The organism is Streptomyces sp. N50, assembly GCF_033335955.1.
Lineage (GTDB): Bacteria > Actinomycetota > Actinomycetes > Streptomycetales > Streptomycetaceae > Streptomyces.
The window spans coordinates 1,378,905-1,404,540 of the sequence record NZ_CP137550.1 but is presented as its reverse complement, the minus strand read 5'-3'; the positions used below and the strand labels follow the sequence as shown (position 1 = coordinate 1,404,540).

At 71.2% G+C, this 25,636-nt stretch carries 25 protein-coding genes; 19 read left to right on the top strand and 6 right to left on the bottom strand.

Going from position 1 to position 25,636, the window contains the following annotated elements; genetic code table 11:
- The first annotated feature begins 150 nt into the window (after positions 1 to 150).
- The 5 genes from R2B38_RS50930 (at position 151) to R2B38_RS50910 (ending at position 5,296) form a co-directional block, all read left to right on the top strand.
- Positions 151 to 1,476 carry an aminotransferase class I/II-fold pyridoxal phosphate-dependent enzyme gene (locus R2B38_RS50930; RefSeq protein WP_318023004.1) on the top strand — a complete coding sequence of 442 codons (1,326 nt, stop codon included), beginning with the start codon at positions 151 to 153 and terminating at the stop codon, positions 1,474 to 1,476.
- 44 nt (positions 1,477 to 1,520) lie between these two features.
- Entirely contained in the window at positions 1,521 to 2,414 is an 894-nt protein-coding gene (locus R2B38_RS50925) for a dihydrodipicolinate synthase family protein (protein ID WP_318023003.1), read from the top strand.
- Between the two features lie 12 nt (positions 2,415 to 2,426).
- Positions 2,427 to 3,686: an MFS transporter gene (locus tag R2B38_RS50920; protein ID WP_318023002.1), complete on the top strand. Its 1,260-nt coding sequence runs from the start codon at positions 2,427 to 2,429 to the stop codon at positions 3,684 to 3,686.
- A gap of 88 nt (positions 3,687 to 3,774) precedes the next feature.
- Positions 3,775 to 5,109, top strand: coding sequence for a cytochrome P450 (locus R2B38_RS50915; protein ID WP_318023001.1), 1,335 nt, complete (start codon positions 3,775 to 3,777; stop codon positions 5,107 to 5,109).
- A gap of 28 nt (positions 5,110 to 5,137) precedes the next feature.
- The gene (locus R2B38_RS50910; protein ID WP_318023000.1) at positions 5,138 to 5,296 is read left to right on the top strand and encodes a hypothetical protein; all 159 of its coding nucleotides are present in this window, start codon (positions 5,138 to 5,140) and stop codon (positions 5,294 to 5,296) included.
- A 128-nt stretch (positions 5,297 to 5,424) separates the two neighbouring features.
- On the opposite strand, the gene R2B38_RS50905 is transcribed toward R2B38_RS50910, so the two are convergent.
- On the bottom strand, positions 5,425 to 6,060 hold the full coding sequence (locus tag R2B38_RS50905; RefSeq protein WP_318022999.1) for an HAD family phosphatase: 636 nt from the start codon (positions 6,058 to 6,060) through the stop codon (positions 5,425 to 5,427).
- An 83-nt stretch (positions 6,061 to 6,143) separates the two neighbouring features.
- Positions 6,144 to 7,346 carry an MFS transporter gene (locus R2B38_RS50900; RefSeq protein WP_318022998.1) on the bottom strand — a complete coding sequence of 401 codons (1,203 nt, stop codon included), beginning with the start codon at positions 7,344 to 7,346 and terminating at the stop codon, positions 6,144 to 6,146.
- An 89-nt stretch (positions 7,347 to 7,435) separates the two neighbouring features.
- Here R2B38_RS50900 and R2B38_RS50895 point away from each other — a divergent pair, with 89 nt between their 5' ends.
- Positions 7,436 to 8,200, top strand: coding sequence for a DeoR/GlpR family DNA-binding transcription regulator (locus tag R2B38_RS50895; RefSeq protein ID WP_318022997.1), 765 nt, complete (start codon positions 7,436 to 7,438; stop codon positions 8,198 to 8,200).
- A 114-nt stretch (positions 8,201 to 8,314) separates the two neighbouring features.
- On the opposite strand, the gene R2B38_RS50890 is transcribed toward R2B38_RS50895, so the two are convergent.
- The 3 genes from R2B38_RS50890 to R2B38_RS50880 form a co-directional block, all read right to left on the bottom strand.
- Positions 8,315 to 9,169 (bottom strand): patatin-like phospholipase family protein, encoded by an 855-nt coding sequence (locus R2B38_RS50890; protein ID WP_318022996.1) that lies wholly within the window; start codon positions 9,167 to 9,169, stop codon positions 8,315 to 8,317.
- 201 nt (positions 9,170 to 9,370) lie between these two features.
- The gene (locus R2B38_RS50885) at positions 9,371 to 10,204 is read right to left on the bottom strand and encodes a PIG-L family deacetylase (RefSeq protein WP_318022995.1); all 834 of its coding nucleotides are present in this window, start codon (positions 10,202 to 10,204) and stop codon (positions 9,371 to 9,373) included.
- A gap of 226 nt (positions 10,205 to 10,430) precedes the next feature.
- A complete protein-coding gene (locus tag R2B38_RS50880) occupies positions 10,431 to 10,709 on the bottom strand; it encodes a hypothetical protein (RefSeq protein ID WP_318022994.1) in 279 nt (92 codons plus the stop codon).
- Positions 10,710 to 10,862: 153 nt separating this feature from the next.
- Between R2B38_RS50880 and R2B38_RS50875 the strand changes: the two genes are divergently transcribed.
- On the top strand, positions 10,863 to 11,525 hold the full coding sequence (locus R2B38_RS50875) for an HAD-IB family phosphatase (protein WP_318022993.1): 663 nt from the start codon (positions 10,863 to 10,865) through the stop codon (positions 11,523 to 11,525).
- Positions 11,526 to 11,602: 77 nt separating this feature from the next.
- Here the strand turns inward: R2B38_RS50875 and R2B38_RS50870 are convergent, their stop codons facing one another.
- Complete coding sequence (locus tag R2B38_RS50870) at positions 11,603 to 12,304, bottom strand: NUDIX hydrolase (protein ID WP_318022992.1); 702 nt, start codon at positions 12,302 to 12,304, stop codon at positions 11,603 to 11,605.
- A 79-nt stretch (positions 12,305 to 12,383) separates the two neighbouring features.
- On the opposite strand from R2B38_RS50870, the gene R2B38_RS50865 reads away from it, so the two are divergent.
- From R2B38_RS50865 to R2B38_RS50810, 12 genes are all read left to right on the top strand, one after another.
- Positions 12,384 to 13,352, top strand: coding sequence for a DUF4232 domain-containing protein (locus R2B38_RS50865; RefSeq protein WP_411978661.1), 969 nt, complete (start codon positions 12,384 to 12,386; stop codon positions 13,350 to 13,352).
- A 176-nt stretch (positions 13,353 to 13,528) separates the two neighbouring features.
- On the top strand, positions 13,529 to 13,708 hold the full coding sequence (locus R2B38_RS50860; RefSeq protein WP_318022990.1) for a hypothetical protein: 180 nt from the start codon (positions 13,529 to 13,531) through the stop codon (positions 13,706 to 13,708).
- Complete coding sequence (locus R2B38_RS50855) at positions 13,689 to 13,814, top strand: hypothetical protein (protein WP_318022989.1); 126 nt, start codon at positions 13,689 to 13,691, stop codon at positions 13,812 to 13,814. The genes R2B38_RS50860 and R2B38_RS50855 overlap by 20 nt, the downstream gene beginning before the upstream one ends.
- 147 nt (positions 13,815 to 13,961) lie before the next feature.
- Positions 13,962 to 15,977: an APC family permease gene (locus tag R2B38_RS50850; RefSeq protein WP_318022988.1), complete on the top strand. Its 2,016-nt coding sequence runs from the start codon at positions 13,962 to 13,964 to the stop codon at positions 15,975 to 15,977.
- A gap of 462 nt (positions 15,978 to 16,439) precedes the next feature.
- Positions 16,440 to 17,984, top strand: coding sequence for a beta-ketoacyl-ACP synthase 3 (locus tag R2B38_RS51480; protein WP_411978644.1), 1,545 nt, complete (start codon positions 16,440 to 16,442; stop codon positions 17,982 to 17,984).
- 125 nt (positions 17,985 to 18,109) lie between these two features.
- A complete protein-coding gene (locus R2B38_RS50840; RefSeq protein ID WP_318023108.1) occupies positions 18,110 to 18,907 on the top strand; it encodes an SDR family oxidoreductase in 798 nt (265 codons plus the stop codon).
- Positions 18,908 to 18,959: 52 nt separating this feature from the next.
- Positions 18,960 to 19,736 (top strand): AfsA-related hotdog domain-containing protein, encoded by a 777-nt coding sequence (locus tag R2B38_RS50835; RefSeq protein ID WP_318022987.1) that lies wholly within the window; start codon positions 18,960 to 18,962, stop codon positions 19,734 to 19,736.
- The gene (locus tag R2B38_RS50830; RefSeq protein WP_318022986.1) at positions 19,733 to 21,610 is read left to right on the top strand and encodes an acyl-CoA dehydrogenase; all 1,878 of its coding nucleotides are present in this window, start codon (positions 19,733 to 19,735) and stop codon (positions 21,608 to 21,610) included. Before R2B38_RS50835 ends, R2B38_RS50830 begins: the two co-directional genes overlap by 4 nt.
- A 5-nt stretch (positions 21,611 to 21,615) precedes the next feature.
- Entirely contained in the window at positions 21,616 to 22,680 is a 1,065-nt protein-coding gene (locus tag R2B38_RS50825) for a beta-ketoacyl-ACP synthase III (RefSeq protein WP_318023107.1), read from the top strand.
- Positions 22,653 to 22,892 carry an acyl carrier protein gene (locus R2B38_RS50820; RefSeq protein ID WP_318022985.1) on the top strand — a complete coding sequence of 80 codons (240 nt, stop codon included), beginning with the start codon at positions 22,653 to 22,655 and terminating at the stop codon, positions 22,890 to 22,892. The genes R2B38_RS50825 and R2B38_RS50820 overlap by 28 nt, the downstream gene beginning before the upstream one ends.
- Positions 22,889 to 24,124, top strand: a complete 1,236-nt coding sequence (locus R2B38_RS50815; protein ID WP_318022984.1) for a beta-ketoacyl-[acyl-carrier-protein] synthase family protein — start codon at positions 22,889 to 22,891, stop codon at positions 24,122 to 24,124. Before R2B38_RS50820 ends, R2B38_RS50815 begins: the two co-directional genes overlap by 4 nt.
- A gap of 184 nt (positions 24,125 to 24,308) precedes the next feature.
- On the top strand, positions 24,309 to 25,559 hold the full coding sequence (locus R2B38_RS50810) for a hypothetical protein (RefSeq protein ID WP_318022983.1): 1,251 nt from the start codon (positions 24,309 to 24,311) through the stop codon (positions 25,557 to 25,559).
- Positions 25,560 to 25,636 lie beyond the last annotated feature (77 nt).

Here is a 25,636-nt window from a genome sequence, read left to right as displayed (position 1 = left end):
CCCCGTAGGCCTTCGTTCGACGGCGCCGATCACCACTCCGGATGCGCACGGCGACCGACGCCGTTCCCCGATCCCACCCATGCCGTATCTTTGGCCTAGGACAAACTTTGGCATAGGACGAAACCCCCATGTACGGGCGGAGCTGATCACGTGGGCATCAAGGGCACCACCGCGGCCGAGATCGCGGGCAGCGTGCGGGACCAGGTCGCATCGGGCGAGTTGGCGCCGCGGGCGGGTCTGCCCCCGGTGCGTGTGCTCGCGGCCGAGTTGGGGGTCAACCGGAACACGGTCGCCCTCGCGTACCGGCGGCTGGTCGAGGCGGGCGTGGCCGAGACGCGGGGCCGTGGCGGCACGGTGGTCGCGGCGGTGCCGCAGCTCGCGCGGGAGGGTGTGGGTGCCGGTGTCGGGGGTGACTGCGTCGATCTGGCCAGTGGTAATCCCGACCCGGCACTGTTGCCCGACCTGCTCGGCGCCGCCCGGCGCGGGGACTACACCCCGCCGCTGTACGGCGCGCCCGCCATCGACCCGGGGCTGGACGCCTGGGCCCGCGCCGACTTCGCCGAGGACGTCGACCAGCCGTTCCGCACGCTGGTGACGCACGGAGCGGTGGACGCCACCGAGCGGCTGCTGAACGCCCACCTCACCCGCGGCGACCTGGTCGCGATCGAGGACCCCTGCTTCCTGGCGAGCATCGGAACCCTGCGGCTGAGCGGTTACCGCTCCGCTCCCGTCGCGGTCGACGGCGCCGGTATGCGCCCGGACGCGCTGCGGGCCGCCCTGGAGGCCGGTGCCCGCGCGGTCGTCTGCACCCCCCGCGCCCACAATCCGACCGGCGCGAGTCTCACCGAGGAACGGGCGGCCGACGTGCGGGCGATCCTCGCGGAGCACCCCCAGGCTCTGGTGATCGAGGACGACCACTTCTCGGCGGTGTCCGCGCGGCCGTACCACCGGGTCACGCCACCGGGCAGTACGCGCTGGGCGCTGGTGCGGTCCGTGTCCAAGTTCCTCGGACCGGATCTGCGCCTCGCCCTCGTCGCCGCCGACGCCGAGACGACCGCGCGCCTGGAGGCACGGTTGAGCGCGGGCACCACCTGGGTCAGCCGTCTGCTGCAACACGCCGCCCGTGAACTCCTGTTGGATCCCCGGGTCCACGAACTCCACGAACGGGCCCGCGAGTTCTACGCCCGGCGCAGCGGTCTGCTCGTCGAGCGGCTGCGTGCACAGGGCGTCGAAGTCCCGTACCGGCCCGACGGGTTGAACGTGTGGGTCGAACTCGACGTCGACGCACGCGTCGTGGCCGCCGCCCTCGCGCAGCGGGGCTGGGCGGTGCGCCCGGGGCACCTCTTCGCGCCGGATCCGGCCGCCCACCGCGGCGCGATCCGGGTCACCTCCTCGACCATCACCGAGCCGCGGGCCGAGGAGTTCGCCGCCGAACTCGCCGCGGTCCTCACGGAGTTGCGCTCCACGCCCAACTGACCGAACCCGATCACCCGCCCATCCACTCGACTCAAGGAGCCACCATGTTCCGCGGCCTGAGCGCCTTCCCCCTCACCCCCACCAACGAACAGGGCATCGACGAACCCGCGTACACGGCACTCGTCGCCCGCCTCGCCGCCGCCGGTGTGGACTCCATCGGCGCGCTCGGCTCCACCGGCAACTACGCCTATCTCACCCGCGAACAGCGTGCCCGCGCCGCGAAGACCGCGGTCGAGGCCGCCGACGGGACGCCCGTCATCGTAGGGATCGGCGCGCTGCGTACCTTGCACGTGCTGGAGCTCGCCGAGGACGCCCAGAAGGCCGGCGCGTCCGGAGTGCTGCTCGCCCCGATGACGTATCAAGTCCTCACCGAGGACGAGGTCTTCGGCCTGTACGAGGACGTCACGCGCGAACTGTCCGTGCCGTTGTGCGTCTACGACAACCCGGGCACCACGCACGTCCGCTTCACCGACGAACTGCACGGCCGTATCGCGCAGTTGCCGAACGTCGGCTCGATCAAGATCCCCGGTGTGCCCGAGGACCCGCGCGAGGCCGAGCTGCGTGTCGCCGCGTTGCGCGCGCTGATTCCCGACACCGTCACGATCGGGGTGAGCGGGGACTGGACGGCCGCCCGGGGTCTCAACTCCGGTTGCGACGCCTGGTATTCGGTCCTCGGCGGCACCTTCCCGCGGACCGCCCTCGCTCTCGCCCGTGCCGCCCAGGCCGGTCACGCGGACCAGGCGGTCGAACTGTCCGACCGGCTCGAACCGCTGTGGATCCTGTTCCGCCGCCACGGCAGCCTGCGCGTCATCTCCGCCGCCGCCTCCCACCTCGGCCTGACGGACGAACCGAACCTGCCGCGCCCCCTGCGAGGACTGGACGAGACCGCCCGCCAGGAGGTCGCCGCCGCGCTGGACACCCTCGGCCTCACCTCCTGAGCACGAACCACCATGCGACAGCAGCACACAGCAAGTACGCCCAGGGCTAGGGGAGTTGACCCCTCACCCAGAAGAGAAGGCGGCAACGGCCTGGCGCGCTATGTCGTCGCCGCGGCCCTCGCCCGTACCGCCGACGGCGGGGCCGTAGTAGCCGTCGTCCTGCTCGTCACCTCGTCCGGTGGCTCCGGGACGCTCGCCGGAGTGCTCGGCGCCTGCATCACCGCCCCGCACCTGCTCGGTCCCTTCGTAGCGCGGCTGTTGGACCTCGCCCGGGACGGCCGGAAGGTCATCGCGGCGGCCTGCCTGCTGTACGCCACCGCGCTGACCGCGGGAGTGCTGGCCTACGGGCACGCCCCTGCCGTAGTGACCGGACTGCTCCTGGCCGCAGCCGGCACCTGCGGGCCGTTGCTGACCGGCGGTATCAGCAGCCGGCTGCCCGCCATCGTCGGACCGCGGCCACCCCTGCGCGCGCAGCGCCGGGCCCAGGGCTGGGACGTGGCGACCTACGGCATCGGCGGCACGGTCGGCCCCTCTCTGGTGGCCGCGCTGTCGGGGTGGGTCTCGCCGACCGCGGCGGCGCTCGCCCTCGCGCTGGGGGCGGCCACGGCGGCCGGGGGAGTCCTGCTCCTGCCGTTCACCGCGTCGTCCCACGGCGGCGACAGGTCGGCGATCCTCAGGCCGGGTGCGACCCTCGCGCTGATGGCCCGCACCGGCCCGTTGCGGCGCACCGTCTACCTGACGACGACCGTCGCCCTGAGCGTCGCCGCCCTGCCGATCACCGCGGTCCACCTGACGAAGCTCCTCGGCGTCGCACCGGCCACCGCGGCCGTACTGACCGCCGCGTACGGCCTCGGCAATCTCACCGGGTCCATAGCCGTCATGGTCGTCCCGCTCACCGGCGACGCGGAGCGGCTGATGCGCCGCCTCGCCCTGGGCGTCGTCGCCGGCCTCCTCACCGTCATCGCGAGCCCCGCCTTCACGGTGACCGTCTCGGCCTACGCCCTCACCGGTATCCTCAACTCCTTCTTCTTCGCCTCCACGCTCGCGGCCCGCACGGAGTACGCGCCGAGCGGAGCGCGCGGCCAGGTCTTCATCTGGGTCGCGGCCCTGAAGATCACGTCCGGTTCAGCCGGAACGGCGTTGGCCGGTTCCCTGACGGGCGTGACCGTCCAACTGCCGCTCGTCGTCGGCGTTTTGGCCGTCTCCGCGGCTGTCGTCGCCGCGACCGCCGAGACGCGCTTCGGGGGAGCCGACGAGAAACGCCGCCCGTGACAGTGCCGGTGACAGGCGAAGCGAACCCACACAGCCTGTTTCCGGAACGGCAACTCCGCCATGTCCGTACATGATCTAGCCTGGCGCGATGCGCACCACTACTTCGCTGCTGCCGGCCTTTCGACCCCAGGTCCAAGAGCGCCTCTACGACTTCTACGAGGAACTGCGGAACACCGACGAGCTCTTCTGGGACCGTAACCTCAGCGCCTGGATCGCGGTGGGGCACGGAGTGGTCAGCAGCGCGACGGGCAACCCGGCGCTGTCGTCGGTGCGTTATCCCGACATCGAGGCCGTGTCCGAGGAACTGCGGCCGCTGGCCCGGGTGTTGAGCCAGCAGATGCTCTACAACGACGCCCCGGACCACTCCCGGCTGCGGGGCCTGATCAGCAAAGCCTTCTCCCCGCGGGCAGTTGAGACGCTCCGCGCCCGGATCGGTGAGGCCGTCGACCGGATCATCGACGAGGCGGCGCCGACCGGGCGGATGGACATCGTCGCGGATCTCGCCCGCCCGCTGCCGCTGACCATCATCTGCGACCTCCTCGACGTACCGCAGGAGGACCGCCCAGCCCTCACGGCCTGGTCCGAGCCGATCGCCGAGGCCATCGGCAACTCCCGCCTCGACGCCGACCGCAACCGCGAGGCCTCGCAGAGCATGGCGGACATGCTCGCCTACTTCCGGGAGCTCCTCACCAGCCCGGACACTCCGCCGGCCCCGGACAGCCTGCGTGCCCTGGTGACCGCACAGGCCGAGAGCACCGGCCAGGGCACCGACGAACTCCTCGCCAACTGCGCCCTGTTGCTCATCGCCGGGCACGAGACCACCACGCACTTCATCGGCAACGCCACCCTCGCCCTCCTCCACCACCCGGATGCGGCAGACCAACTCCGCAAGCGGCCGGACCTGTTGCCCGCCGCGGTCGAGGAACTCCTGCGCTACGACGCCCCCGTCCAGCTCATGCTGCGCCGGGCCCGGCACGACCTGGACCTCGTGGGCCGTGCCATCGCCGAAGGGCAGACGGTGCTGTTGGTGTGCGGCGCGGCCAACCGGGATCCTGCCGTGTTCCCCGATCCCCACGTGCTGGACTTCGAACGGCCCGGCGGCGGACGGCACATGGCGTTCGGACACGGCCCGCACTTCTGCCTCGGCGCGGCGCTGGCCCGGCTGGAGGGCACGATCGTCCTGGAAGCCCTCCTCACCCGCCTCCCCGACCTGCGCCTCGACACCGCCGAGCCCCCGAAGTGGCAGCGCAGCCTCAACTTCCGCGGTCTGACCCGCCTGGACGTCGCCTTCACCCCGCCGTCGGACGAGGCCGACAGTACGCGCGCCGCGCCGACCGACGGTTCCCCGAGCGGACTCGAAGGCACGTCCCACGTCGGCGAGTGCCCCTTCCAGCCGGAGCGGGGAGACGCCCCGGACGCGTGACGCCGACTGAGCCCCGACGCACATGCCCATGGCCAACGGAGCCCAGTTCACCGAGGTGTACCGGGCGCCCTCGATGATCGTCACGCGCGGCGACCAGGAGCCCAACTACGTTGTCGGCTGGGCGGGTTCGGACGTCCAGGGCAAAACCGTACGGGACCACGATCCAGGACGCTGCTTCACCGCCTGATGGCCCGACGGCGCCATCACCGGCACCCTCGCCCCGCACCTGGCCGACGGCTCGACGCGCACGGTGGAGGGCGACACCCTGCTCGGCTGACCGCACCGGGCGAGCCGCCGCGCGGCGCACGTGGACCGTCAGACCTGGTCGTGTCCGACGGTCCGTCTCAACCAGGTGTCGACGACCGCCACCAGCTCGTCGCGACCGGTGAAGACATGCCCGTTCATGCCCATGGCCCGCGCGGCGCGTACGTTCTCGGCGCGGTCGTCGACGAAGAGCAAGTCGCCCGGTGCGGCCCGCAGGGCGTCGACGCAGTGCTGGAAGGCGGCCGGGTCCGGCTTCGCCGCCCTGATCTTTCCGGAGAGGGCGACATGGTCCAGACGGCGCAGCCAGGGCTGCGCGGCGAGGAAGGCGTCCGCGTGGTCCGAGGGGATGTTGGACAACAGGGCGACCTCGGCGACGTCGAGGAGGGACAGGACGTAGGCGACCATCTGTTCGTCGACGCGCGACCAGCTGTCGATGTCGGTGAGGCGCAGCTCCTCGACCGTGTCGGGGTCGGCGGACAGGGAGAGTCGTCGCAGTACGGCGGTCCAGTACTCGGACGCGGACTGCCGGCCGGCGTCGTAGGGCGGGCGGCAGTCCCAGTAGGCCGTGGTGAAGGCGTCGGTGGATGTGTGGCAGCGGGCGGCCATCTTGCCCAGGGCGCCCGGGAGTTGGTGGCGGGCGATGACCCCGAAGAGGTCGAACAGCACGATGCTGCGGGCGGTCGGCATGGTGGGGAGTTCCTCCGGGTTCTGGTGGCCGGGGCGGGAGGAGAAGCCTGTGCGGCACGGAGTGAGCCGTGCCGCACGGGCGGTCAGCGGGTGCCGTGTGCCGGCTCGGGCGTGCGGTCGGATCCGGTGCGCAGGATCCCGGCGGCCACGGCGGTGATCGCACACAGCAGGATCAGCAGGACGAAGGCGTGGTTCAGGGCGACGAGGTGGGTCAGCCAGCCGATGGCGGCGGGGCCGGCGAGCATGCCGACGTAGCCGAGCCCGGCGACGCGGGAGACGTTGGCTCCCGCGGCGGAGGGGTCTGCGTGCCCGGCCGCGCTGAACAGTTGCGGGACACAGCCGGACAGCCCCAGACCGAACAGGGCCCATCCGGCGAACGCGGTCCATATCCAGGGGGAGACGGTCACGATGGTGATGCCGACCGCGGCCGTCGTCGCGCCGTAGCGCAGGATCGCCATGGACCCGAACCGGGTGACGAGGCGGTCGGCGAGCAGGCGGCCGATGGTCATGGTCGCCGCGAAGGTGCCGTAGGCGAAGGCGGCGACGCTCGCGGGTGCGCCGAGGACGTCCTTCAGGTGCAGCGCGCTCCAGTCGTTGGCGGCTCCCTCGCACAGCATGACCATCAGGGCGAGAGCGGCGAGGATCCAGATGCGCCCGCGGATGCCGCGGCGGTCGGCGGACGGTGCGTGCTCGACCTCCTCCGCAGGGTCGGCGTCGGCAGTGGTGGGGGTGGCCGGCAGCAGGGCGCGGGCCGACACCAGGGCGATCACGATGCCCAGGACTCCCATGGCGGCCATGCCCGCGGCCGGGCTCAGTCCCGCGCTCGCCGTAGCCGCCCCGACGAGCGCGGCGAGGACGCCGCCGACCGAGAACGTGGCGTGGAAGGCCGACATGACGGGACGGCCGTAGGCCTTCTCCACGTGTACGGCGTGGGCGTTCATGCTCACGTCCAGGCAGCCGTTGCAGAAACCGAAGACCAGCAGGGCACCGCCCAGCGTCCACGGGTCCCGGGGGAGACCGGGCAGCACCAGGGCCGCGCCGCACAGCACGGCGGTGGCGGGGACGACGACGCGCGCTCCGAGCCGGTCGGTCAGGCGCCCGGCCACCTGCATGCCGATGAAGGCGCCGAGGCCCAGCAGCACCAGGAGCCCGCCGAGCGTCGCGTGCGTGATGCCCACGCGTTCCTCGACGGCCGGGATGTTCACCACCCAGGTGCCCATCAGAGTGCCGCACAGGCTGAAGTAGACAAAGGTCGCTATGCGGGCGCCTCGGAGCGAATCATTCATGCCGACCACGGTAACGAACATCCTTGGCGATTGGATACTGTCATTTCGCACACATTGAATGTTTGTTTTGGTTGGTGTTCAATCGCGGCATGAGCAGCAACGCGGACCGGCACGGTTCGATCGCGCAGGCCGTCAGGGAGTCGGGCAGGGTCACGGTCCAGGAACTCGTCGAACTGACCGGCGCCTCCGAGATGACCATCCGGCGCGACCTTGACGCGCTCTCCGCGCAAGGCGTCCTGGAACGTGTCCGCGGCGGCGCGCGCACCCTGCTGCTCAGGGGCGAGGAACCGCCCTTCGGGCTGCGTGCCCACGAGTCCGTCGACGCCAAGCGCCGCATCGCCGCCGAGGTCGCCTCGCTCATCGCCGACGGCGAGACCGTCCTCCTCGACAGCGGCACCACCTGCCTGGAGGTCGCCCACCTGCTGCGCCGGCGGCCGGTCACGGTGATGCCCCTGTCCCTGCAGGCCATCCACGTGTTCGGCGAGACCCCGGGCCCGGCCACGCTGATGGTGCCCGGCGGACAGCCCCGGGCCGCCGAGGGCGCCCTCACCGGACCCCTCACCCTCGCGTCCCTCGCGGCACTGCGCTTCGACACCGCCGTCATGGGCTGTTGCGGTCTCAGCGCGGCTCAGGGCCTGACCGCCTACGACCTCGACGACGCGGCCGTGAAGAAGGCGGGCATCGCCGCCACGCGCCGCGTCATCGTCGCCGCAGACGGCGGCAAACTCGGCCACACCGCCTACGCCTACGTCGGCCCCTCCACCCTCCTGCACACCCTCGTCACCGACACCGCGGCACCCGCCGACGAGGTCACCGCGCTCGAGGACACCGGCACCGTCGTCAAGGCCGTCTGACCGAGAGACCAGGTGCTGGTGATGGTGACAGGTGTTGGCGTAGTCGTCGTGAGGGCGAACTCGGGCGCTGTCGCGGCCGGTTGGGCTTGGGCACGGACAGGGCGGTGGGGCGGTTCAGCCCTTCCAGAACGCGGCGACCTGCGCCGCGACGGCGTGTCCCAGCTCGCGACCGGCAAGGGCGGACGGTTTGCGTACGCCCGGGTCGAGCGGGTTGGTGCCGAAAGCGGCGACGGCGGCTTCGTCCGCGTAGATGACGTGCACGCGCGACGGTGCCAAGGGTTCGAGTTCCGCGGGGTCGATCGAGTATCCGGCAGCTGTGCGCTCGGGCTGCGGGATGAGCACCAGAACAGGGTCGAAGCCGGCTGCGAGGTCGGCGTTCGCCAGCGTGCGCACGCCTCCGTCGATGTAGAGGTGCCCTGCCAGCGGAACGACGGGCCAGATTCCCGGCACGGCCGAACTCGCCTCGACGGCGTCGACTAGCGAGACGCCCGACGTCCGGTCGAACACGATCGGCACCCCGGTGTCGGCGTCCACCGCGGTGATGCGGAGGTCGCGGTCGCTCCAGTTCATACCGGGGAGCCGACCCTCGATGATGCTCCGGCGAACCGCGCGGTCGGCTGTCGTCGTGTTCTTGGCGATGGTGCCGATCCGGCGCCGTGCGTCGTCCGGCGAGGTCGCTTCGCTGTGTGCCGCGGCCATGGTCGCCATGAAAGCGTCGAAGTCGACTTCGACGTACACCTCATGGGTCGTCTCATGGACCTGGCGTTCGAACAGGTCGTCGAGCGGTGTGCCCGTGGAGATCTGAGCGGAGACGTTCGACCCGGCCGACGTGCCGATCAGGGTCGTCGGCGCCCCGGTGATGCGAGCGGCCGCCTCGGGCTCGACGTCCTGGATGCCGAGCAGTACCCCCGTCTCCCACGCGATCCCCGCGAGACCTCCGCCGGCCAGGACCAGTGCGCCGTTCGTCATGCGCCGAGCCTATGTCGACGCGGCGTCGACGTTCAAGGAACGAAGGGGCAGCCCTTTTGGACGCGGTGCCCAACTTCCTTCCACGTCAACGCACTTGGCGGATGTCCAGGCCTGCTCGTGCGGCACGTACAGGCTGTGGGCAGCGGCGCGATCAGCGGAGGGTGTCGCACCGGAGCGCGGCACCCTCCTGGTTCGCGTGGATCAGCGCAGTCCGGCGAAGAGATCGTTCTCGGGTACGGGTGCGTCGGTGGTGTCCTGGACGCGTACGAAGGTCTCGACGCCCATCAGCTCGCCGAACCTCTCCTTGCCCATCTTGAGGAAGAAGATGTTGTCGCCCTGGCTGGCGTGCGCGGCCAGCGAGTCGAACTTCTGGCCGCTGAACGCGGTGGTGTCCACCCAGGTGGTGATCTCGTCGTCGGGGAGGCCCATCTTGGCCATCTCGGCGAGCTCGGCGGGGTCCGGCTCCGGCATCTCCGGATGGAACTCGCGGATGATCTCCCCGAACCGCCGCGTCGCCGAACGGGGCATCGTCGTCCAGTACACCTTCGGTGTCAGCTCGGTCATCGCCACCGCCGCCATCGTGATCCGGTGGGCCTGGATGTGGTCGGGGTGGCCGTAGAAACCGTTCTCGTCGTACGTGACGACGACATCGGGCCGGTAGTGCCGCATGAGGTCCGCGAGCCGGGCCGCGCCTTCCTCCACGGGGGTCTGCCAGAAGGACCCGGGGGCGTCGTTGCTCGGCCAGCCCATCATTCCGGAGTCGGCGTAGTCCAGCATTTCCAGGTCGCTGATCTTCAGGACGTCACAGCTCGCCTCGAGTTCCTGACGACGCATCGCGGCGACGGAAGCCGGATCGTGGCCGGGATCGCCCGGCTTGACACCTCCCGGTCCGTCACCGCAAGCGCCGTCGGTACAGGTCACGAGCACCGTACGGATGCCTTCCGCCGCGTACCGCGCGAGGATCCCTCCGGTGCTGGTGGCCTCGTCGTCGGGGTGGGCGTGCACTGCCATGATCGTCAAGGGCCGGTCAGTCATGAAAGATTCCTCCTGCAGAAATACGTCGTGGTCCATCTGAGTGCGCGGCGGCGCACCGCGATCCCGGGGCACGGACACCGGCGGGGCGGACGACCTCGCGGTCTCCCGTGTACCCCGCCCTTACGGCGCCGGTCCCTCGGTCGGTGCAACCCCGCCCGCCGGACGAACTGTTCCCGGTCCGGTCACTCGGCCTTCCGAGGCGAGGACGATCCGCCGTCCGACAGGCTCAGCCGATCCACTGATGCCAGCGAGGTTCAGGCGACTCGCAGCGACCCGAACCGACCGCGAACCAGTAGGCCGCATCGGTGCGCTGCTCAGCGGTCCATCGCTTCCAGGTCGCGACGGACGGCAGCGGGTACCCGTGACCGACGGTCGGAGGGGAACTGATGGTGATCGCACAGTACGGCCGCACTGTTCGGGTCGCGTACCAGCCCGACATCGCAACGACAACAGCCGCGAGGCACAGCAGCACTCGCCAGGCGGGGGCGCCGACGCGACGTCTCATGGACGAATGGTACCGAGGGGCTTTGTACGGGTGTCCTGGCACCGTTTGCCGGGCGTGATCCCGAGCCGCTCGGCGGCCAGGAAGGGGCCGTCGGCCGGAGTTCGGGAGATCGCCTTGGCCAGGCGTTGTGCATGGCGGTGGCATCCTGGGCCGGTGTACTCACCTGATCACGTCGGGGCTGTGTTCTTCGACGTGGACGGCACCTTGGTCCCGGGGACCAGCTCGTCGGTGTTCCTGGCCGGCTTTCTCGGCCATCGCGACGAGTTGGCCGAGGCCGAGGACGACTACGCCTCCGGCGCCTGGGACAACCGGCGGGTCTCCGAGCTGGATGCGGCGGGCTGGGCGGGCGTGCCCGTGGAGCAGATCCCTCGCTGGCTGGACGGCCTGCCGTTGGTCATGGGCATCGCGGAGACCGTGGCCTGGTGCCGACGGAACGGGCTGGTGCCGGTGCTGGCCACCTTGGCCTGGTCCCCGGTCGGCAGCTACTTGGCCGACCGCTTCGGGTTCCACTCGTTCAGCGGCCCTCGGCTGGAGACCGCCGACGGCCGGTTCACGGGACAGGTCGCGCGCCATTTCGACGAGCACGACAAACGGGACTTCGCTCTCGCCCAGGCGCAAGAGCTGGGCCTGACCCCTCGCTCGTGCGGAGCTGTCGGAGACAGCCGGTCCGACCTGCCGCTGTTCTCATCCGTCGGGTTGAGCGTGGCGTTCAACGCGTCGGCGGGCGCTCGGGCGGTGGCGACAGCCGCTGTGGATGACGACGACCTGCGAAGCGTTGTTCCCGTCCTCAGCCGACTGGTCACAGCCAGTCGGTGATGGTCGCGACGAGGACCGGCGCCTCGCCGATCGTCATCCCCACCGGACCAGCAGAGCCGAGCGCCGCCACTGGGCGGTCAGCCTCCCGTGGCGCGGTGGTGCTGGAAGAGCCCGAGGGCCGCCACCGACGCCGCGTCCTTGAACCGGCCTCCGGCGATCAGCTTCCACACGTCCGCCTCGGAGAACCAGCGGCTGACCAAGCCTGCTTCCTCGTCGTCCAGGTCGGGTTCACCGGCGGTGAGATCGGTGGCGAGGACGACATGAAAGCCCTGGTCGCAGTATCCGTATGCCTCGTACAGGTGCCCCAGCGGAGTGAGCGTTCCAGCCGTCAGCCCTGTCTCCTCCTCGAGTTCACCGCGCGCCAGGGCCAGCGGGTCCGTATCCGGCCGGTCTTCCCACGTGCCCTGCGGAAACTCCCAGTAGCGAGCCCCGACCGGGTAGCGGTACTGCTCCACCAGATGGAAACCACCATCCGCATACGGAACGATCAACGAGAAGTCGGGCTTGTGCACCACGCCGTACAAGCCCTCCGCGCCGTCGTGGCGCAGCGTCCTGTCCTCGCGAACGGTCATCCAGCGGTTCTGGTAAACCACGGTTGAGCTGGTTGCCGTGAGTTCGTGCTCCGGCAACGACGCATCGGAGATCATGTTCTGGACGCTAGCCCATGTCGCGTCCGCGATGTCGGGGCAGCCAGAAACGCCCAACTCCCGCCGCCCCCAACGAACTTGTGACAGCCCTGTGACTGGAATTATGGCCTCCGTCACATGCGCGGCGTTCACGCGCTGATCAGATGACCGGATGCCCAGACCCGCCCCACACCACCCGGCTCCCGCCCGCACGATCCCTTTCCGCTCGGCGATCACCCGAACCACCCTCCTCCGCCCGGCGATCACCCGCACCACCCGCACCGCCCCCTACCTGTCGGCCCTCGCAGCGACCGCTCTGCTGCTCACGGCCTGCGGGACGGAGCGCGCCGGGGTCGGCAACACCGGTGTCGGCACGGCCGAGTCGACGTCCCGTACGCAGGTCGCCGATCCGGGGAAGGACGGCGTACGGGTCACCTCGCTGACCTTCCCGTCGCCTTCGCCCTCGCCCACCAGCAGCGACTCCGTCGCCGCCGACGGCCTCGCCAGGGACTCGGGGATCGTCGCCGCCTACGAAATCGTCAACAAGAGCACGGAGACCCTGACCTACTCGGTCGTCATCACCTTCATGAGCGCCGACGGCGGGGCCATGGGCAACCAGACGGTGACCGCCCGCGACGTCGGCCCCGGAAAGACCGTACGGGGCACGGTCCGGGCCGGTGAACTGCCGCCCAGCACACCGCAGGTGACCCAGGCCAAGGTGCTCGAAGTGACCAAGGTCCCCTCGAGCGAGGCGCCGGCCGCGCCGGGTACTTGTCCCGCCTCCGGGATCCGGGTCAGCGCCGACCGGGGCGACGCGGCCATGGGGCTGCGCGTGGTGGGCCTGCATCTCGACAACTGCGGTACGCGCGACTACACCGTCGACGGCTACCCGCTGCTGGAACTCCTGGACGACGACCTCAAGCACGTCGACGGCGTCAAGATCCTGGACAGTACCGGCGCGGTCACCCCGGGCAGTGCGGACGACAAGCAGCAGCCCGGACCCGTCACGCTCAGGCCCGGCGAGTCGGCGACCGCCAGCCTGGTCTGGCGCAACACCACCGAGTTCGGCACACCGGTGAACGTGCCCTACGTGCGGGTCCGGGCGAAGGCCGGTGCCGACCCGGTGATCGTGACCCCGAACCTCGACCTCGGAACCACCGGAAAGCTCGAGGTCACATCGTGGCAGGAGACGGAGCGCTGAGCGGGCCTGCGAAGTGAGCAGAAGAGGGATCCCCGGCAGGCCGGCGTACCGGAGGCAGGCCGCTGATCCCCGGCGAGGAAGCCGACGGCGGGCGATGACTCCGGGCGGGCGAGTGCTGATGAGCGCGGCGGGCGTCGGCGCAGCGCGGCTCGGGCTACCGGGTCACCGCGGACGCGGTGCTGACCGCCGCGCCCGCCCGCCCCTCCGAACGGATGTGGCCGCTACGGCAGTTGCTGGAACGCGGCCGGACCGAACCCGCCCACAAGGATGCCATCTTCCTGCTCGCGGCCGCGATCTTGAAGCAGACCGACGTCGCCGGAAGCGGACCTGTCGGCCATGACCGCAGCCCTGACTGACCTGCGCCGCCCCGTCCTGCGCCAGATCCCGCCGGGCACCTCCGTCCCCGCGCTCCCCGGCATCCGGACCACGGTCTGCCCGGCCAGGCGCCCGACGACGGACTGAGCCCCGCCGTACGTCACACACAGGCCCGCGTTCCTCTGACTGAGGGTTCGCTGTCGTGAGGCCACCGTCCGCCCGCCCGAGTGCAGTTCACGCACCCCACGGGTGATCCTCAGCAGGCGCCGTCACGACTCCAGGTGTGATGGCCCCATGACCGACCCCGCCGTACCCGCACCGGACGCGTCCGACAACTCCCAGCTGCCCCAGCCACCCCCCGAGTACCTTCCCGAGCCGCTCACCTACCGTCTCAAGCGCCGGCTGCTCGGGCCGCCGTTGGTCACCGGGCGCATCCAGCGGGAGAAGCTGGACAACCGGACGGCGCTCGGGGTGCTCGCCTCGGACTGTGTCAGTTCGTCGGCGTACGGCAGCGAGGAGATGCTGCGGGTCCTGGTGCCCGTGGTCGGGGCCGCCGCCTTCACGCTGCTCATGCCGGTGACGGGCGCGATCCTGCTGATCCTGGTGCTGCTGACGCTCTGTTACAGCGACGTCGTCACGATCTACACACGGGCCGGCGGCTCCTACGTCGTCGCACGCGAGAACTTCGGCCCCGACATCGCCCAGGTCGCCGCCGTGGCCCTGCTCGTCGACTACGTCGTCACGGTCGCCGTCCAGGTCTCGGCCGGCACGAACGCGCTCATCTCGCTCGCCCACCTCGTCGGCAACGGTTGGACCGGCCTCGACCACCTCCAACTCCCCGTCAGCGTAGGGGTGGTGCTGATTCTGGTGTACGGCAATCTGCGCGGCCTGCGGGAAGCGGGGCGGGTGTTCGCGGTGCCCGCGTACCTGTTCATGGCCGCGGTCGGGCTGATGCTCGCCGCGGGCCTGGTCCGCTGGGGTTTCGGGGATCTGCCGCACGCCGACATCCACGCGCGCGGTGTCGTGCCGCTCGGAACGCCGGGGGACGGGTGGCTGTACGGGGCGTCGCTGTTCATGGTGCTGCGCGCGTTCGCGAACGGCGGCTCCTCGCTCACCGGCCTGGAGGCGATCTCCAACGGCATCTCCGTCTTCCGTGAACCGCAGGGCCGCAACGCCCGCCGCACCCTCGTCACCATGAGCTGCGTCCTGGGCGTCCTCGTACTCGGCGTCTCCGGACTCGCCCACCTCACCCACGCCGTCCCGTACACCGACGGCACGCCGACCGTGATCGCGCAGGAGGCCCGACTCGTCTTCGGCAGCGGTGTGTTCGGCACCGCGGGGCTGGTGTTCGTGCAACTCGCCACCGCGCTGATCCTCTACACCGGAGCGAACACTCCCTTCACGGGCTTCCCTTACCTGGCCAGTTTCGTCGCCGAAGACCGTTTCCTGCCAAGGCAGTTGACCCGGCGCGGACACCGACTGGCCTTCTCCAACGGCATCATCACCCTCGCCGTCGTCGCCCTCGCGCTGCTGCTGGTGACCGACGCCAACGTGGATCGCCTCGTCGCGCTGTACGCCATCGGGGTGTTCACCGCGTTCACCATGGCGGGCGCCGGCCTGACCGTCCACCACGCACGCCGTCGTGAACCCGGCCGGGGATGGAAGCTCGCGGTGAACGCGACGGCCGCGGTCGTCTCGGCCCTGGTGGTGCTCATCTTCGCGGTCACCAAGTTCACCGAGGGCGCCTGGCTGGTCGTCGTGGTCTTCCCGCTCGGGGTGTGGGCCCTGATCCGCATCAACCGTGAGTACCGAGCGGAGGCCGCCGAGGTGGAGTCGCTCCCGCCCGCCGGACAGAGTGACCGGCCACGCCGGCGCCGCCACGTCGTGTGCGTCCTCGTCGACGCCGTCGACCCGGCGGTCTTCCACGCGCTGCGCTACGCCCACGAGTTGAGGCCCGACGAGGTGCGGGCCGTACACGTCGCGGTCGACGCGGTCCGCGCCCGACACCTGGTGGCCCGGTGGGAGGCCGTAGGAGCCACGGACGTCCCGCTGGAGCTCGTCGACTGCCCCGACCGCCGACTGGAGCGGGCCCTGACCGAACTCGCCGCCCGCGAGACAGCCGACGGCCGCGCCGCGCTGACCCTCCTCATCGCCCGCCGCACCTACACCACCGTGCTCGGCCGCCTCCTGCACGGCGGCACCTCCGAACGCATCGCCCGCGCCCTGGAGGATCTGCCGTCCGTGGTGGTGACGATCCTGCCGTACAGCGTGGTGGCCGGCGCCCTTGAGCAGCGTGCCCAACGTCGATGACCTGCGGCCCGTCGCGCACGATTCGGACATGCTGCCCGGTTCCTGACCAAGGCGATGAACCTGCTGCTCGGGAATTCCAGCATTCCGGCGCTCATGCCTGAATTCGTTGAATGCCGCCGTGACAGGCGCTCGCTGATGGACAACAGCCCATGCAACAGCCCATGCCTCACGGCGAGTTCGGATCCGTAATTGACGGTAGAGGTTTCCGGGTCTCACGCAAGCCGGATTCAACACGCTCAACATTCCGGTGTGTTGGCCGGCATCCCGTGGTGAATCGGCGTGGATCAGCGTGAATTGGGGTGTTCGGAATCACGGGGGGTGTAAACCGAATTCCGCGAGTGCTTCGACGTCTTCCTTCGCGCCCTGATGGACAACGTACCCGGCGGGCAATCTGGCGGAAGCCGGCCGTTCGTGCGGAAACCGGCCAACTCGCCATCACCGCCCGCCATTTGGAGGTACACGGTGTCCCCAGCGCCGAGCATCGGCGTCCTCGCCACCGGCACGTGCTTACCCGAGCGCGTCCTGACCAACGACGAGGTCGCCGAGGCGGCCGGCGTCGACCCCGACTGGATCGTCCAGCGGACCGGCGTACTGCGCAGGCACATCGCGGAGCCCGAACAGGCGGCCTCCGATCTCGCCGCCGAAGCCGTGCGGAAGGCGCTCACCGCGGCCGGTCTCCCGGCCTCCGCGCTCGGTCTGCTCGTCCTCGCCACCTCCACCCCCGACGAGTTGGGGCCGTCGACCGCGTGCCGGGTCCAGGCCCTGGTGGGCGCGGACCGGGCGGTCGCCTTCGACGTGGCGGCGGCCTGCTCCGGCTGGCTGTTCGCCGCCCGGGTCGCCCACGACTGGCTCCGTTCCGGCACCGGCGAACGGTATGCCGCCGTGGTCGGCGTCGAGGTCTACTCCCGTTTCGTCGACCCGGCCGACCGGGCCACTGCGGTGCTGTTCGCCGACGGTGCGGCGGCGACGATCCTCGGGCCCGTCGCGGGAGGGGAGGGTTTCGCCTCGATCCAACTGGGGTCGGACGGTTCCGCGGCCGGCGATGTCCTCATCCCGGCCGGCGGCAGCCGACTGCCCGCCTCCCCGCAGACCCTCGCCGACCGACGCCACAAGGTCCACATGGACGGGAAGGCCGTACGGGACTTCATCCTGCGGATCTTCCCGAAGGTCCTCGGAGACGCCCTGCACCGCAACGGCCTGCGCCTGACGGACATCGACCTGCTGATCTCCCACCAGCCCAACCCCCTCCTCCTACGGCGCGCAGCGGCCGACGCCGGCGTGCCCGCGGACCGGGTGGTGATCATCGGGCACGAGGTCGGCAACATCGGCGCCGCCTCCATCCCGTACGCCCTGGCGAGCGCGGACCACGACGCTCGACTGCGGGCTGGCAGCCGGGTGCTGGTCACCGCGTTCGGCGCGGGTCTGACCTGGGGGAGCACGATCCTCACCTGGACCAGGACCCAGCGGCGCGGGGTCGTCCCTGCGCCCCGCGCTGAAACACCGAGTACCGGAGCGCCTCCCACCGAAGCATCCCGCGCCGAGGCGCCTCGCACGGAAGCGCCCTGGTCCGAGGCGTCCAGCGCTGACGCACCCCGCGTTGGAGCATCCCGTACCGAGGTGCCTTGCGCGGAAGCTCCCGATGCCGAGGTGCCTTGCACGGAAGAGCCCCGGTCCGAGGCGTCCAGCGCTGACGCACCCCGCGTTGGAGCACCCCGTACCGAGGTGCTTTGCAGGGAAGCCCCCGATGGCGAGGTGCCTTGCACGGAAGAGCCCCGGTCCGAGGCATCCTTCGCCGAAGTGCCCCGTGTCGAAGTGCCCCGCGCCGAGGCGCCTTGCACAGAGGCGCCCCGGACCGAGGCCCCCCGCGCTGACGCACCCCGCGCTGACGCACCCCGCGCCGAAGCACCCTGCGCCGAAATCCCGCCCACCGATGCCCCCGGCGCCGAAAACCCCCGTACCGAAGCCCCTCGCACCGCGATCCCCCGCACCGAAGGAGCCCAGTTGTGACCGAGACCCTCTCGCCCACCGTCGCCGACTCCACCGACGCCGAGTCCGTCAGCTCCGCCAACGCTGTCGACCCCGCCGCCCTCGGCCCCCTCGCCTCCCTCTTCCGGCTCGACGGCGCCCGCGTCCTGGTGACCGGCGCCTCCCGTGGCATCGGCCGTGCCATCGCGGTCGCCTGTGCGGAGGCCGGGGCGGATGTCGCGCTCGCGGCGCGCAGCGACGACGCGCTGCACGACGCCGAGCAGGAGGTGCGCAAGCTCGGGCGGCAGGCCGTGCTCACGTGCGGTGACCTCGCCGACTCCGGGACGGCCGGACGTCTCGTCGACGAGGCGGCCGCAGGGCTGGGCGGACTCGACATCCTCATCCACAACGCCGGCGTGTTCCCGGCCGACGACACCGGCACCTCGTACCTGGTCCCCTTCGCCGAGAGCAGTTCCGCCGAGTGGGACCCGCTGCTCGCCGTCAACATCGGCGCCACCGTCGACCTGTGCCGCGCCGCGCACCCCCACCTGGCGGCCTCCCCGAACGCGGCCGTCGTCCTGGTGTCGTCCGTGGCCGGGCTCATCGCCACGCCGGCGATGGAGGCGTACGCGGTGACCAAGGCGGCCCAACTCTCCCTGATGCGCTCGCTGTCCGTCGGCTGGGCCCGGCAGGGCATCCGGGTCAACGCCCTGTGCCCGGGTTGGGTGCGCACCGACATGACCGGACCGATGCAGCAGCACGCACCGCTGTCGGACTGGCTCATGAGCCATGTACCGCAAGGCCGTTGGCTGACGCCCACGGAGGTCGCCGCCGCCGCGCTCTTCCTGGCCGCGCCCGCCGCCTCGTCCGTCACCGGACACGCCCTGGTCTGCGACGGCGGGGTGTCCGTCCCCGACGGCGGCCTCGCCGGCATCCCCAAGCCCGCCTCGCCCTTCGCCGCCTGACCCCGTACGCGCCCCGTCCCGAGACCCTCAACCGCGAGAGCAGGAACGACAGATGACGGACGATCAGTCGCCCACGTCAGAGATGAACGACGACGAGTCCCTCCACCAGTGGGTGGTGGGGGAGTCCTTCCAACACGCCAGTGTCCAGGCGGACTTCACGACAGCGGCCCAGCTCCGCGACCGGCTGCGCCGCCAACCCCCCGACCAGAACAGTCCGTTACGCATCCGCCCCGGACTCGGGGTCGACGACACCGAATGGAACGACCTCACCTCCGAGCTCCTCAAGGCCTACGGCGCGGCCGTACTCCCCGAGGGCCGCCCGCCGACCGCCGTGCCCCGGCACAGCGTCCTCAAGCACAGCCGCGACAACGTCCTCATCGGCGACGCACACGTCGAAGCCGACGCGTTCCAGGCGCAGTTGGCCGTCGTCAACGACACCGAGATGCTCAGGGACCACACCGCCGACCAGCAGCACGTACCCGGCATGCTCCTCATCGAGGCGTCGATCCAACTCGTCACCTGGGCGGTGTCGGAGATCTGGCTCCCACCGGCCGGTCATCCCCCCTACTACGCCGTGATGCACGCCAGCGCCTTCGAGTTCAGCCGGTTCGTGTTCCCCCTGCCCACCCTCCTCACGGGCACGTTCACCCGCACCGGCCCGGCCGAGGACGACAAGATCCCCCTCAGTGCGGAGGTGCGGGTCCGACAGGCCGGCCAGGACTGCAGCCGGGTCCGCATCGACCTGCACGCCTTCCGCCCCGCCCTCGTCTTCGCCATCGAGGACGGCCAGGCCCGGCGCACCCTGCTGCGCGCCGCCCCCGCCGCATGACCACCGACCAGGCGGCCGCCGAGACCGTCCACCCGCTCCGGCGACTCCTCCACGGTGACACCGGGCCGGACGTCGACGCCCTGGACGGCCTGCTCGACACCCCGCCGTTCACACGGTCCGCACCACCCTGCGGCCCCGAACGCCACACCCGGACCTACGACCGCCTGCGCGCCCTCGGGGAGTGGGTGGGCGGAGCGAACGCGCTGCAGCACGACCCGGCCCGCCTCCTCGCCGTACTGGAATGGTCCGCCACCGTCGACCCGCCCCTCTTCCTCGCCGGCACCGTGCAGTACGCGGTGTGCGTCGCGGCCATGACCGAACTCGGCAGGCCAGGCCCCTACTTGGACCCGCTGATAGACGAGGTCGACCGGCACGAGACCTTCGGCTCCATCATGATCACCGAGGTCGGCCGCGGCAACAGCCACCTCGCCACCCGCACCGAGGCCCGATTCGACCCCGCCACAAGGGAGTTCACCCTACGGACCCCCGACCCCACCGCGGCCAAGTTCATGTCCCACGTCGCCGGCACCGGCCGCGCCCACATGGCCATCGTCTACGCCCGCCTCCTCCTCCCCGGCCAGGACTGCGGGGTGTTCCCCTTCGCGGTCCGCATCCGCGACGCCGACCGGATCACGGACGGCATCCACATCACCGAGCTTCCCGAGACCACCTCGGTCCCGCTGAACTACGCCCTCGTCACCTTCGACAACACCCGTGTCCCCTACGACGGCTGGCTCCGCGACGACGCCTCCATCGCGCCCGACGGCGAGTTCACCGATCCCTTGGGCGACCCGGACCGACGCCTCGTGCGCTCCCTCTCGGTCTCCTCCAACGCCTCCACCGGCGCAGCGGCCGCCCTCACCGCCGCCGCCCGCGCCGCCGTCACCATCGGCATCCGCCACAGCCAACACCGCCTGACCATGGGCCGGTTGCGCACCGACCTCCCCGTCCTGGACTACCGCACCCAGCAGGACGCCCTCTACGGCGTCCTCGCCGAGGTGTACGCGTGCGGCTTCCTCGTCGCACGGCTCAAGGGGCAGTACGTACGGCAGCGCAGCGCTCCCACGGACCTCTCCGCGGCACATCGCCCGGTGTGGGCGCCCTGGGCCTCGGTCAGCCGCGAACAGGCCCTGACCAAGGTGGCCGCGACCCGCATTCTGCAGAACGCGGCCGGAGTCTGCCGCGAACGAGCGGGCGCCCAGGGCCTGTTGACCGCCAACCGGCTCCTTGAGTACGAGGGCCTGGCGCAGGTGTACCAGGCCGCAGCGGGCGACAACCTCCTCATCCGGCTGGACGCGGGAAAGCAACTCGTGGAGGACCTCACGCACACCGTCCCGGCTCCGACGGAGGTGGGTGAACTGATCTCCCCTGGTGGGGTGTTGGCGCTGGCGCTCCTCCGTGAACGCGGCCTCCTCACCGAACTGCGCGGCCGTGTCGAGGGCGTCCCCGTGGAGGAGAAGACCGCCTTCGAGACCTGGAACCCCCTGCTTCCCGACCTCGTCACACTCGCCGACGCACACCAACAGCGCCTGCTGCTGGAGGCGTTCGCGGCGGCGGTCGCCGAGGCCGAGTCCACCGTCACCGACACCGACATCGACCAGGCACCCCACCTCCCGGCGCTGCACGCCCTCCACGCCCTGTACGCCATGAAGTCGCTGGAGCAGACGCTGAGTTGGCATCTGGAGAGCGGATCGCTCACCTCCTCGGACGCCCTCCGCGTGCACCGGGAACGCGCCCGTGCCCTGGACGCCGTACACCCTCATCTCGCCGTCCTGCTGGACGGATGCGCGCCGCCGGACGCGCGGTTGAGGGCTCCGATGGCCGAACAGGACGTCGTGGCGGCCCTGTTCGCGAGCGGTGGGCCGGCGACGTGAGCGACATGGCCGCGGTGATCACCGGACTGGGAGCGGCCCTGCCACCCGACCGGATCACCAACGAACAACTCGTGCGGGAAGGCCTGGACACCTCCGACGCGTGGATCCGCGGCCGCACCGGAATCGAGAGCCGCCATCGGGTCCGTCCGGGCACCTCGACCGGCGATCTGGCGGTGGCCGCCGCCCGTGGCGCTCTGGAGTCCGCCGGGGCGTACGACGCCGGTCTGCTGATCCTGGCGACCACCACACCCGACCGCCGATGCCCGGCCACCGCACCGGAGTTGGCCGCACGGCTCGGCATGACCGGCACTCCGGCGTTCGATCTCGCGGCCGTCTGCTCGGGCTTCGTCTATGCGGCCGCCGTCGCCTCGGCGCTGCTCATGGCGGGCGCGTACGACAGCGTGCTGCTCGTCGCGGCCGAGACGTACTCGACGATCGTGGACCCGCGCGACCGGGAGACCGCCGTCATCTTCGGCGACGGCGCGGGCGCCGCGTATCTGACGCGAGGACAACGACGGGACCCCGGGGCCCTGGTCGACTTCGACCTCGGCAGCGACGGCACGGGCAGCGACCTCATCACGATCCCGGCGGGCGGCTCCCGTTCGCCGTACACCGACGAACTGCCGCGCCAGGAACGCTACTTCCGTATGCGCGGCCGGGAGGTGTACGCCCGGGCCGTACGGCAGATGGCGGCCTCCTCGCGCACGGTCCTGGACCGGGCCTGCTGGACCACCGACTCCGTCGCCGCCTTCGTCGCGCACCAGGCCAACCAGCGCATCCTCGACTCCGTGGCCGACCGGCTGGGCATCCCGCCGGAGCGCTGTCACGGAAACCTGCGCGAGGTCGGCAACACCGCGGCGGCCTCCCTTCCCCTCGCCCTCGCCGACACCGCCGCCCGCGGCGCCGTAAGGCCGGGCGCCCGCACCCTGCTCACCGCCTTCGGCGGCGGCCTGACCTGGGGCTCCGTCGCCATGACGTGGCCCGAGGCGAAACCCGTACGGCACACACCCCAACCCCGCCCCATACACAAGGAGTTCGACTCATGTCTGCCGTCTACGACCACCTCGTGACCACCTTGAGCGGCAAGTTCGAGGTACCCGCCGCCACCGTTCGGCCGGACATCTCCTACGACGAGCTCGGCCTCGACTCCCTCGCCGTGATGGAACTGTTCCTGACCCTCCAGGAGGAGTGGGCGGTGCCGCTGGAGGACTCCGAGGCGGTGGGCACCCTCACCGTGCAGGAGACCGTCGACCTGATCGAGAAGCTCAAGGCGGAGTCGTGACAGTTGCCGGCGGCAGGCCGGACGTGGTGGTGACCGGGATCGGCCTGGTCACCCCGGCGGGTATCGGGCGCGAACGGACCTGGGAACGCGTCTGCTCGGGCCGCCCCACGGCCACCGACGACCCGGAACTGGAAGGGCTGCCGGTTGGCTTCTCCTGCCGCGTTCCCGTCTTCGACCCGGCCGCCCTGGTGCCGGGAGTGCCGCACTGGCGCGTCGACCGCTACACGCTCCTCGCCCTCGCGGCGGCCCGGGAGGCGGTCGCCGACGCCGGGCTGGCGCCGGAGACCTGGGACGGCGACCGGGTCGCCGTGGTCATGGGCTCGGCCGCCGGCGGTATCGCGACCCTCGAAGCCCAGCAGGGCCGGTTACGGGAACGGGGGCCGGGCCTGGTATCCCCGCTCACGCTGCCCATGTTCCTGCCCAACATGGCGGCCGGCCACATAGCCGTCGACCTGCGCACCCGCGGGCCGAACATGCACGCCGGCACGGCCTGCGCCTCGGGCGCCACGGCGATCGGCATCGCCGTGGACCTGCTCCGCGCGGACGCCTGCGACATCGCGCTGGCGGGCGGCGCCGACGCCATGGTGACCCGGCTCTGTTCGGCGGCCTTCGCCCGCATGGGAGCCCTCTCCCGACGCGCCGAGGACCCGGCAGCGGCCTCCCGCCCCTTCGACACGGACCGCGACGGATTCGTCCTGGCCGAGGGCGCGGGCGTCCTCGTCCTCGAACGCGCCCCCGACGCCACCGCCCGCAGGGTCCGGCGCTACGCCACACTCGCGGGCCATGGCGCGTCCGCCGACGCCCATCACCAGACGGCACCCCACCCGCAGGGAGCTGGCGCTCAACTCGCTCTGCGCCGCGCCTTGTTGGACGCCGAGGTGTCACCCGCAGACGTCGACCATGTCAACGCGCACGGGACCAGCACCCAGTTGAACGACCGGGTGGAAGGAGCGGTGATTGAGCGCCTGTTGACCGGTCACCCCTCCGTCACCGCGACGAAGGGCGTCACCGGCCACACGATGGGCGCCGCCGGAGCGATCGAGGCCGCGCTCACCGCCATGACGGTTTTCCACGAGATCACACCGCCCGTCGCCAACCTCCAACGCTCTCTCGGCGAGGTCGAGTTGGACCTGGTGAGCGAAACGGCCAGAACCGGCAAGGTCTCCCTGGCCGTCAGCAACTCGTTCGGCTTCGGCGGCCAGAACGCGGTGCTGGCCTTCCGGCCGGCCTGAGCGGGCGGGTTCGGCGTAGTAGCGCATGTCGAACGGATCAATCACCGTGATCGTGCCCCTCGATGCTGGAAACGGTGGGTGGGGGGAGTGGAGGAAAGAATAATGATCAATATCTTTTGGAGGGGCCGAGGCGCGGCGCGTTACCGCTGAACGGACGACCCGGCTCGCCCGACAGGAGACGCGGATGGCGCGAACGCGCATTCCCAACACCCGGCTGCGCGCGCTGATCGAGGAGACGGACTGGACCCAGGGCGGCCTCGCGCGGGCCGTGAACACGGTGGCGGCCGAGGCCGGGCTGGTCCTGAGATACGACCGCACCACGGTGGCCCACTGGCTGACGGGCAGCCATCCGATGCCACGCGTGCGGCCGTTCGTCTGTGAGGCGCTCGGCCGGCGCTGCGGCCGTGTCGTCACGGACGAGGAGGCGGGCTTCGCGGGCCAAGGTGCCGTTGCCGCTGCCCAGTTGGCACCCGCGAACACCAACGGCCTCGTCGGTCTGCTCCACCAGTTGACCGGCCCGGTTCCTTACCGTCCCGCGCGGACCCGCCCGATGAGCCGGGCCCCGGGTACGGGCTCGGTGGTCGGCGCGGTGCGGACGCCGTACATGAGGAACCCGGCATCCCTGTTCTTCACCCGGACCCTTCAGGCGCAGGGCGGCGGATTCGCGCGCGGCACCCTGCGCACGTACCTGACCGAGGCCGTGGCTGGTCAACTGCGCGGAGCACGGGGTGAGTTACGGCGGGAGCGGTACGCCGAGGCATCGCAACTCGCCCTCGTCCTGGGCCGTATGTACGCGGACGACCTGCGCAACGGCGAGGCCCAGCACTGCTACCTGGCGGCACGGGAACTGGCGATCACGGCCGGGAGCCGGGAGTTGACCGTGATCGCCCTGCGAACCCTGAGTGTGCAGGCGTACGGCCTGGGCCATCTGCGGATCGCCGACGAGGTCGCCCGCGCGGCCGTCCGAATCGCGCATGGCACACCTCGCGCCGTACGGGCCTTCGCCCAGGCCCAGTTGGCGGTGACGGCCGCGAGCTGTGGCGAGCGCGGGGACGCGGTGCGGGCGCTCTCCGCGGCCGAGAGCGGCGTAGACCTGGATGAGTCCGGGCGGCACCCGTTCGAGTCCTACGCCCGTGCCGACTTCGAATTCCAGCGGGGCGAGGCCCTGTTGGCGTTGCGCGAGCCCGCGCAGGCGGTGCCCGCCTTCGAGTACGCGCTGGCGGCCCGCGCCTCGGACGATCGCCGGGGAGCCGCGCTGACCCGGCTGCGCCTGGCGGACGTACTCCTGCGGCTGGGGCGTGTGGACGAAACGCGTTACCTGGAAAGGGAGTTGAGCGCAGACGCTGATGGTCTGCGGTCGGCGGCGGTCACGCGACGGAAGCTGGAATTGGGGCGGTCGCTGCTGGGGTTCGGCGGAGGCCGGAGGGCTGTGTAGCGAGCCGTGGCCGGAAGGTGGCGATGTCTTGCATGCTGGGTAAGGGAGTTGAGTTCGACCGTGATCCGGGGAGGCGG

Excerpts from the sequence above, each read along its gene's own strand:
- R2B38_RS50925 (WP_318023003.1), top strand. The coding sequence starts at position 1,521 with ATGTTCCGCGGCCTGAGCGCCTTCCCCCTCACCCCCACCAACGAACAG.
- R2B38_RS50920 (WP_318023002.1), top strand. The coding sequence starts at position 2,427 with ATGCGACAGCAGCACACAGCAAGTACGCCCAGGGCTAGGGGAGTTGAC.
- R2B38_RS50915 (WP_318023001.1), top strand. The coding sequence starts at position 3,775 with ATGCGCACCACTACTTCGCTGCTGCCGGCCTTTCGACCCCAGGTCCAA.
- R2B38_RS50910 (WP_318023000.1), top strand. The coding sequence starts at position 5,138 with ATGGCCAACGGAGCCCAGTTCACCGAGGTGTACCGGGCGCCCTCGATG.
- R2B38_RS50905 (WP_318022999.1), bottom strand. The coding sequence starts at position 6,060 with ATGCCGACCGCCCGCAGCATCGTGCTGTTCGACCTCTTCGGGGTCATC.
- R2B38_RS50900 (WP_318022998.1), bottom strand. The coding sequence starts at position 7,346 with ATGAATGATTCGCTCCGAGGCGCCCGCATAGCGACCTTTGTCTACTTC.
- R2B38_RS50895 (WP_318022997.1), top strand. The coding sequence starts at position 7,436 with ATGAGCAGCAACGCGGACCGGCACGGTTCGATCGCGCAGGCCGTCAGG.
- R2B38_RS50890 (WP_318022996.1), bottom strand. The coding sequence starts at position 9,169 with ATGACGAACGGCGCACTGGTCCTGGCCGGCGGAGGTCTCGCGGGGATC.
- R2B38_RS50885 (WP_318022995.1), bottom strand. The coding sequence starts at position 10,204 with ATGACTGACCGGCCCTTGACGATCATGGCAGTGCACGCCCACCCCGAC.
- R2B38_RS50880 (WP_318022994.1), bottom strand. The coding sequence starts at position 10,709 with ATGAGACGTCGCGTCGGCGCCCCCGCCTGGCGAGTGCTGCTGTGCCTC.
- R2B38_RS50855 (WP_318022989.1), top strand. The coding sequence starts at position 13,689 with ATGACCGCAGCCCTGACTGACCTGCGCCGCCCCGTCCTGCGCCAGATC.
- R2B38_RS50850 (WP_318022988.1), top strand. The coding sequence starts at position 13,962 with ATGACCGACCCCGCCGTACCCGCACCGGACGCGTCCGACAACTCCCAG.
- R2B38_RS50835 (WP_318022987.1), top strand. The coding sequence starts at position 18,960 with ATGACGGACGATCAGTCGCCCACGTCAGAGATGAACGACGACGAGTCC.
- R2B38_RS50830 (WP_318022986.1), top strand. The coding sequence starts at position 19,733 with ATGACCACCGACCAGGCGGCCGCCGAGACCGTCCACCCGCTCCGGCGA.
- R2B38_RS50825 (WP_318023107.1), top strand. The coding sequence starts at position 21,616 with ATGGCCGCGGTGATCACCGGACTGGGAGCGGCCCTGCCACCCGACCGG.
- R2B38_RS50820 (WP_318022985.1), top strand. The coding sequence starts at position 22,653 with ATGTCTGCCGTCTACGACCACCTCGTGACCACCTTGAGCGGCAAGTTC.
- R2B38_RS50810 (WP_318022983.1), top strand. The coding sequence starts at position 24,309 with ATGGCGCGAACGCGCATTCCCAACACCCGGCTGCGCGCGCTGATCGAG.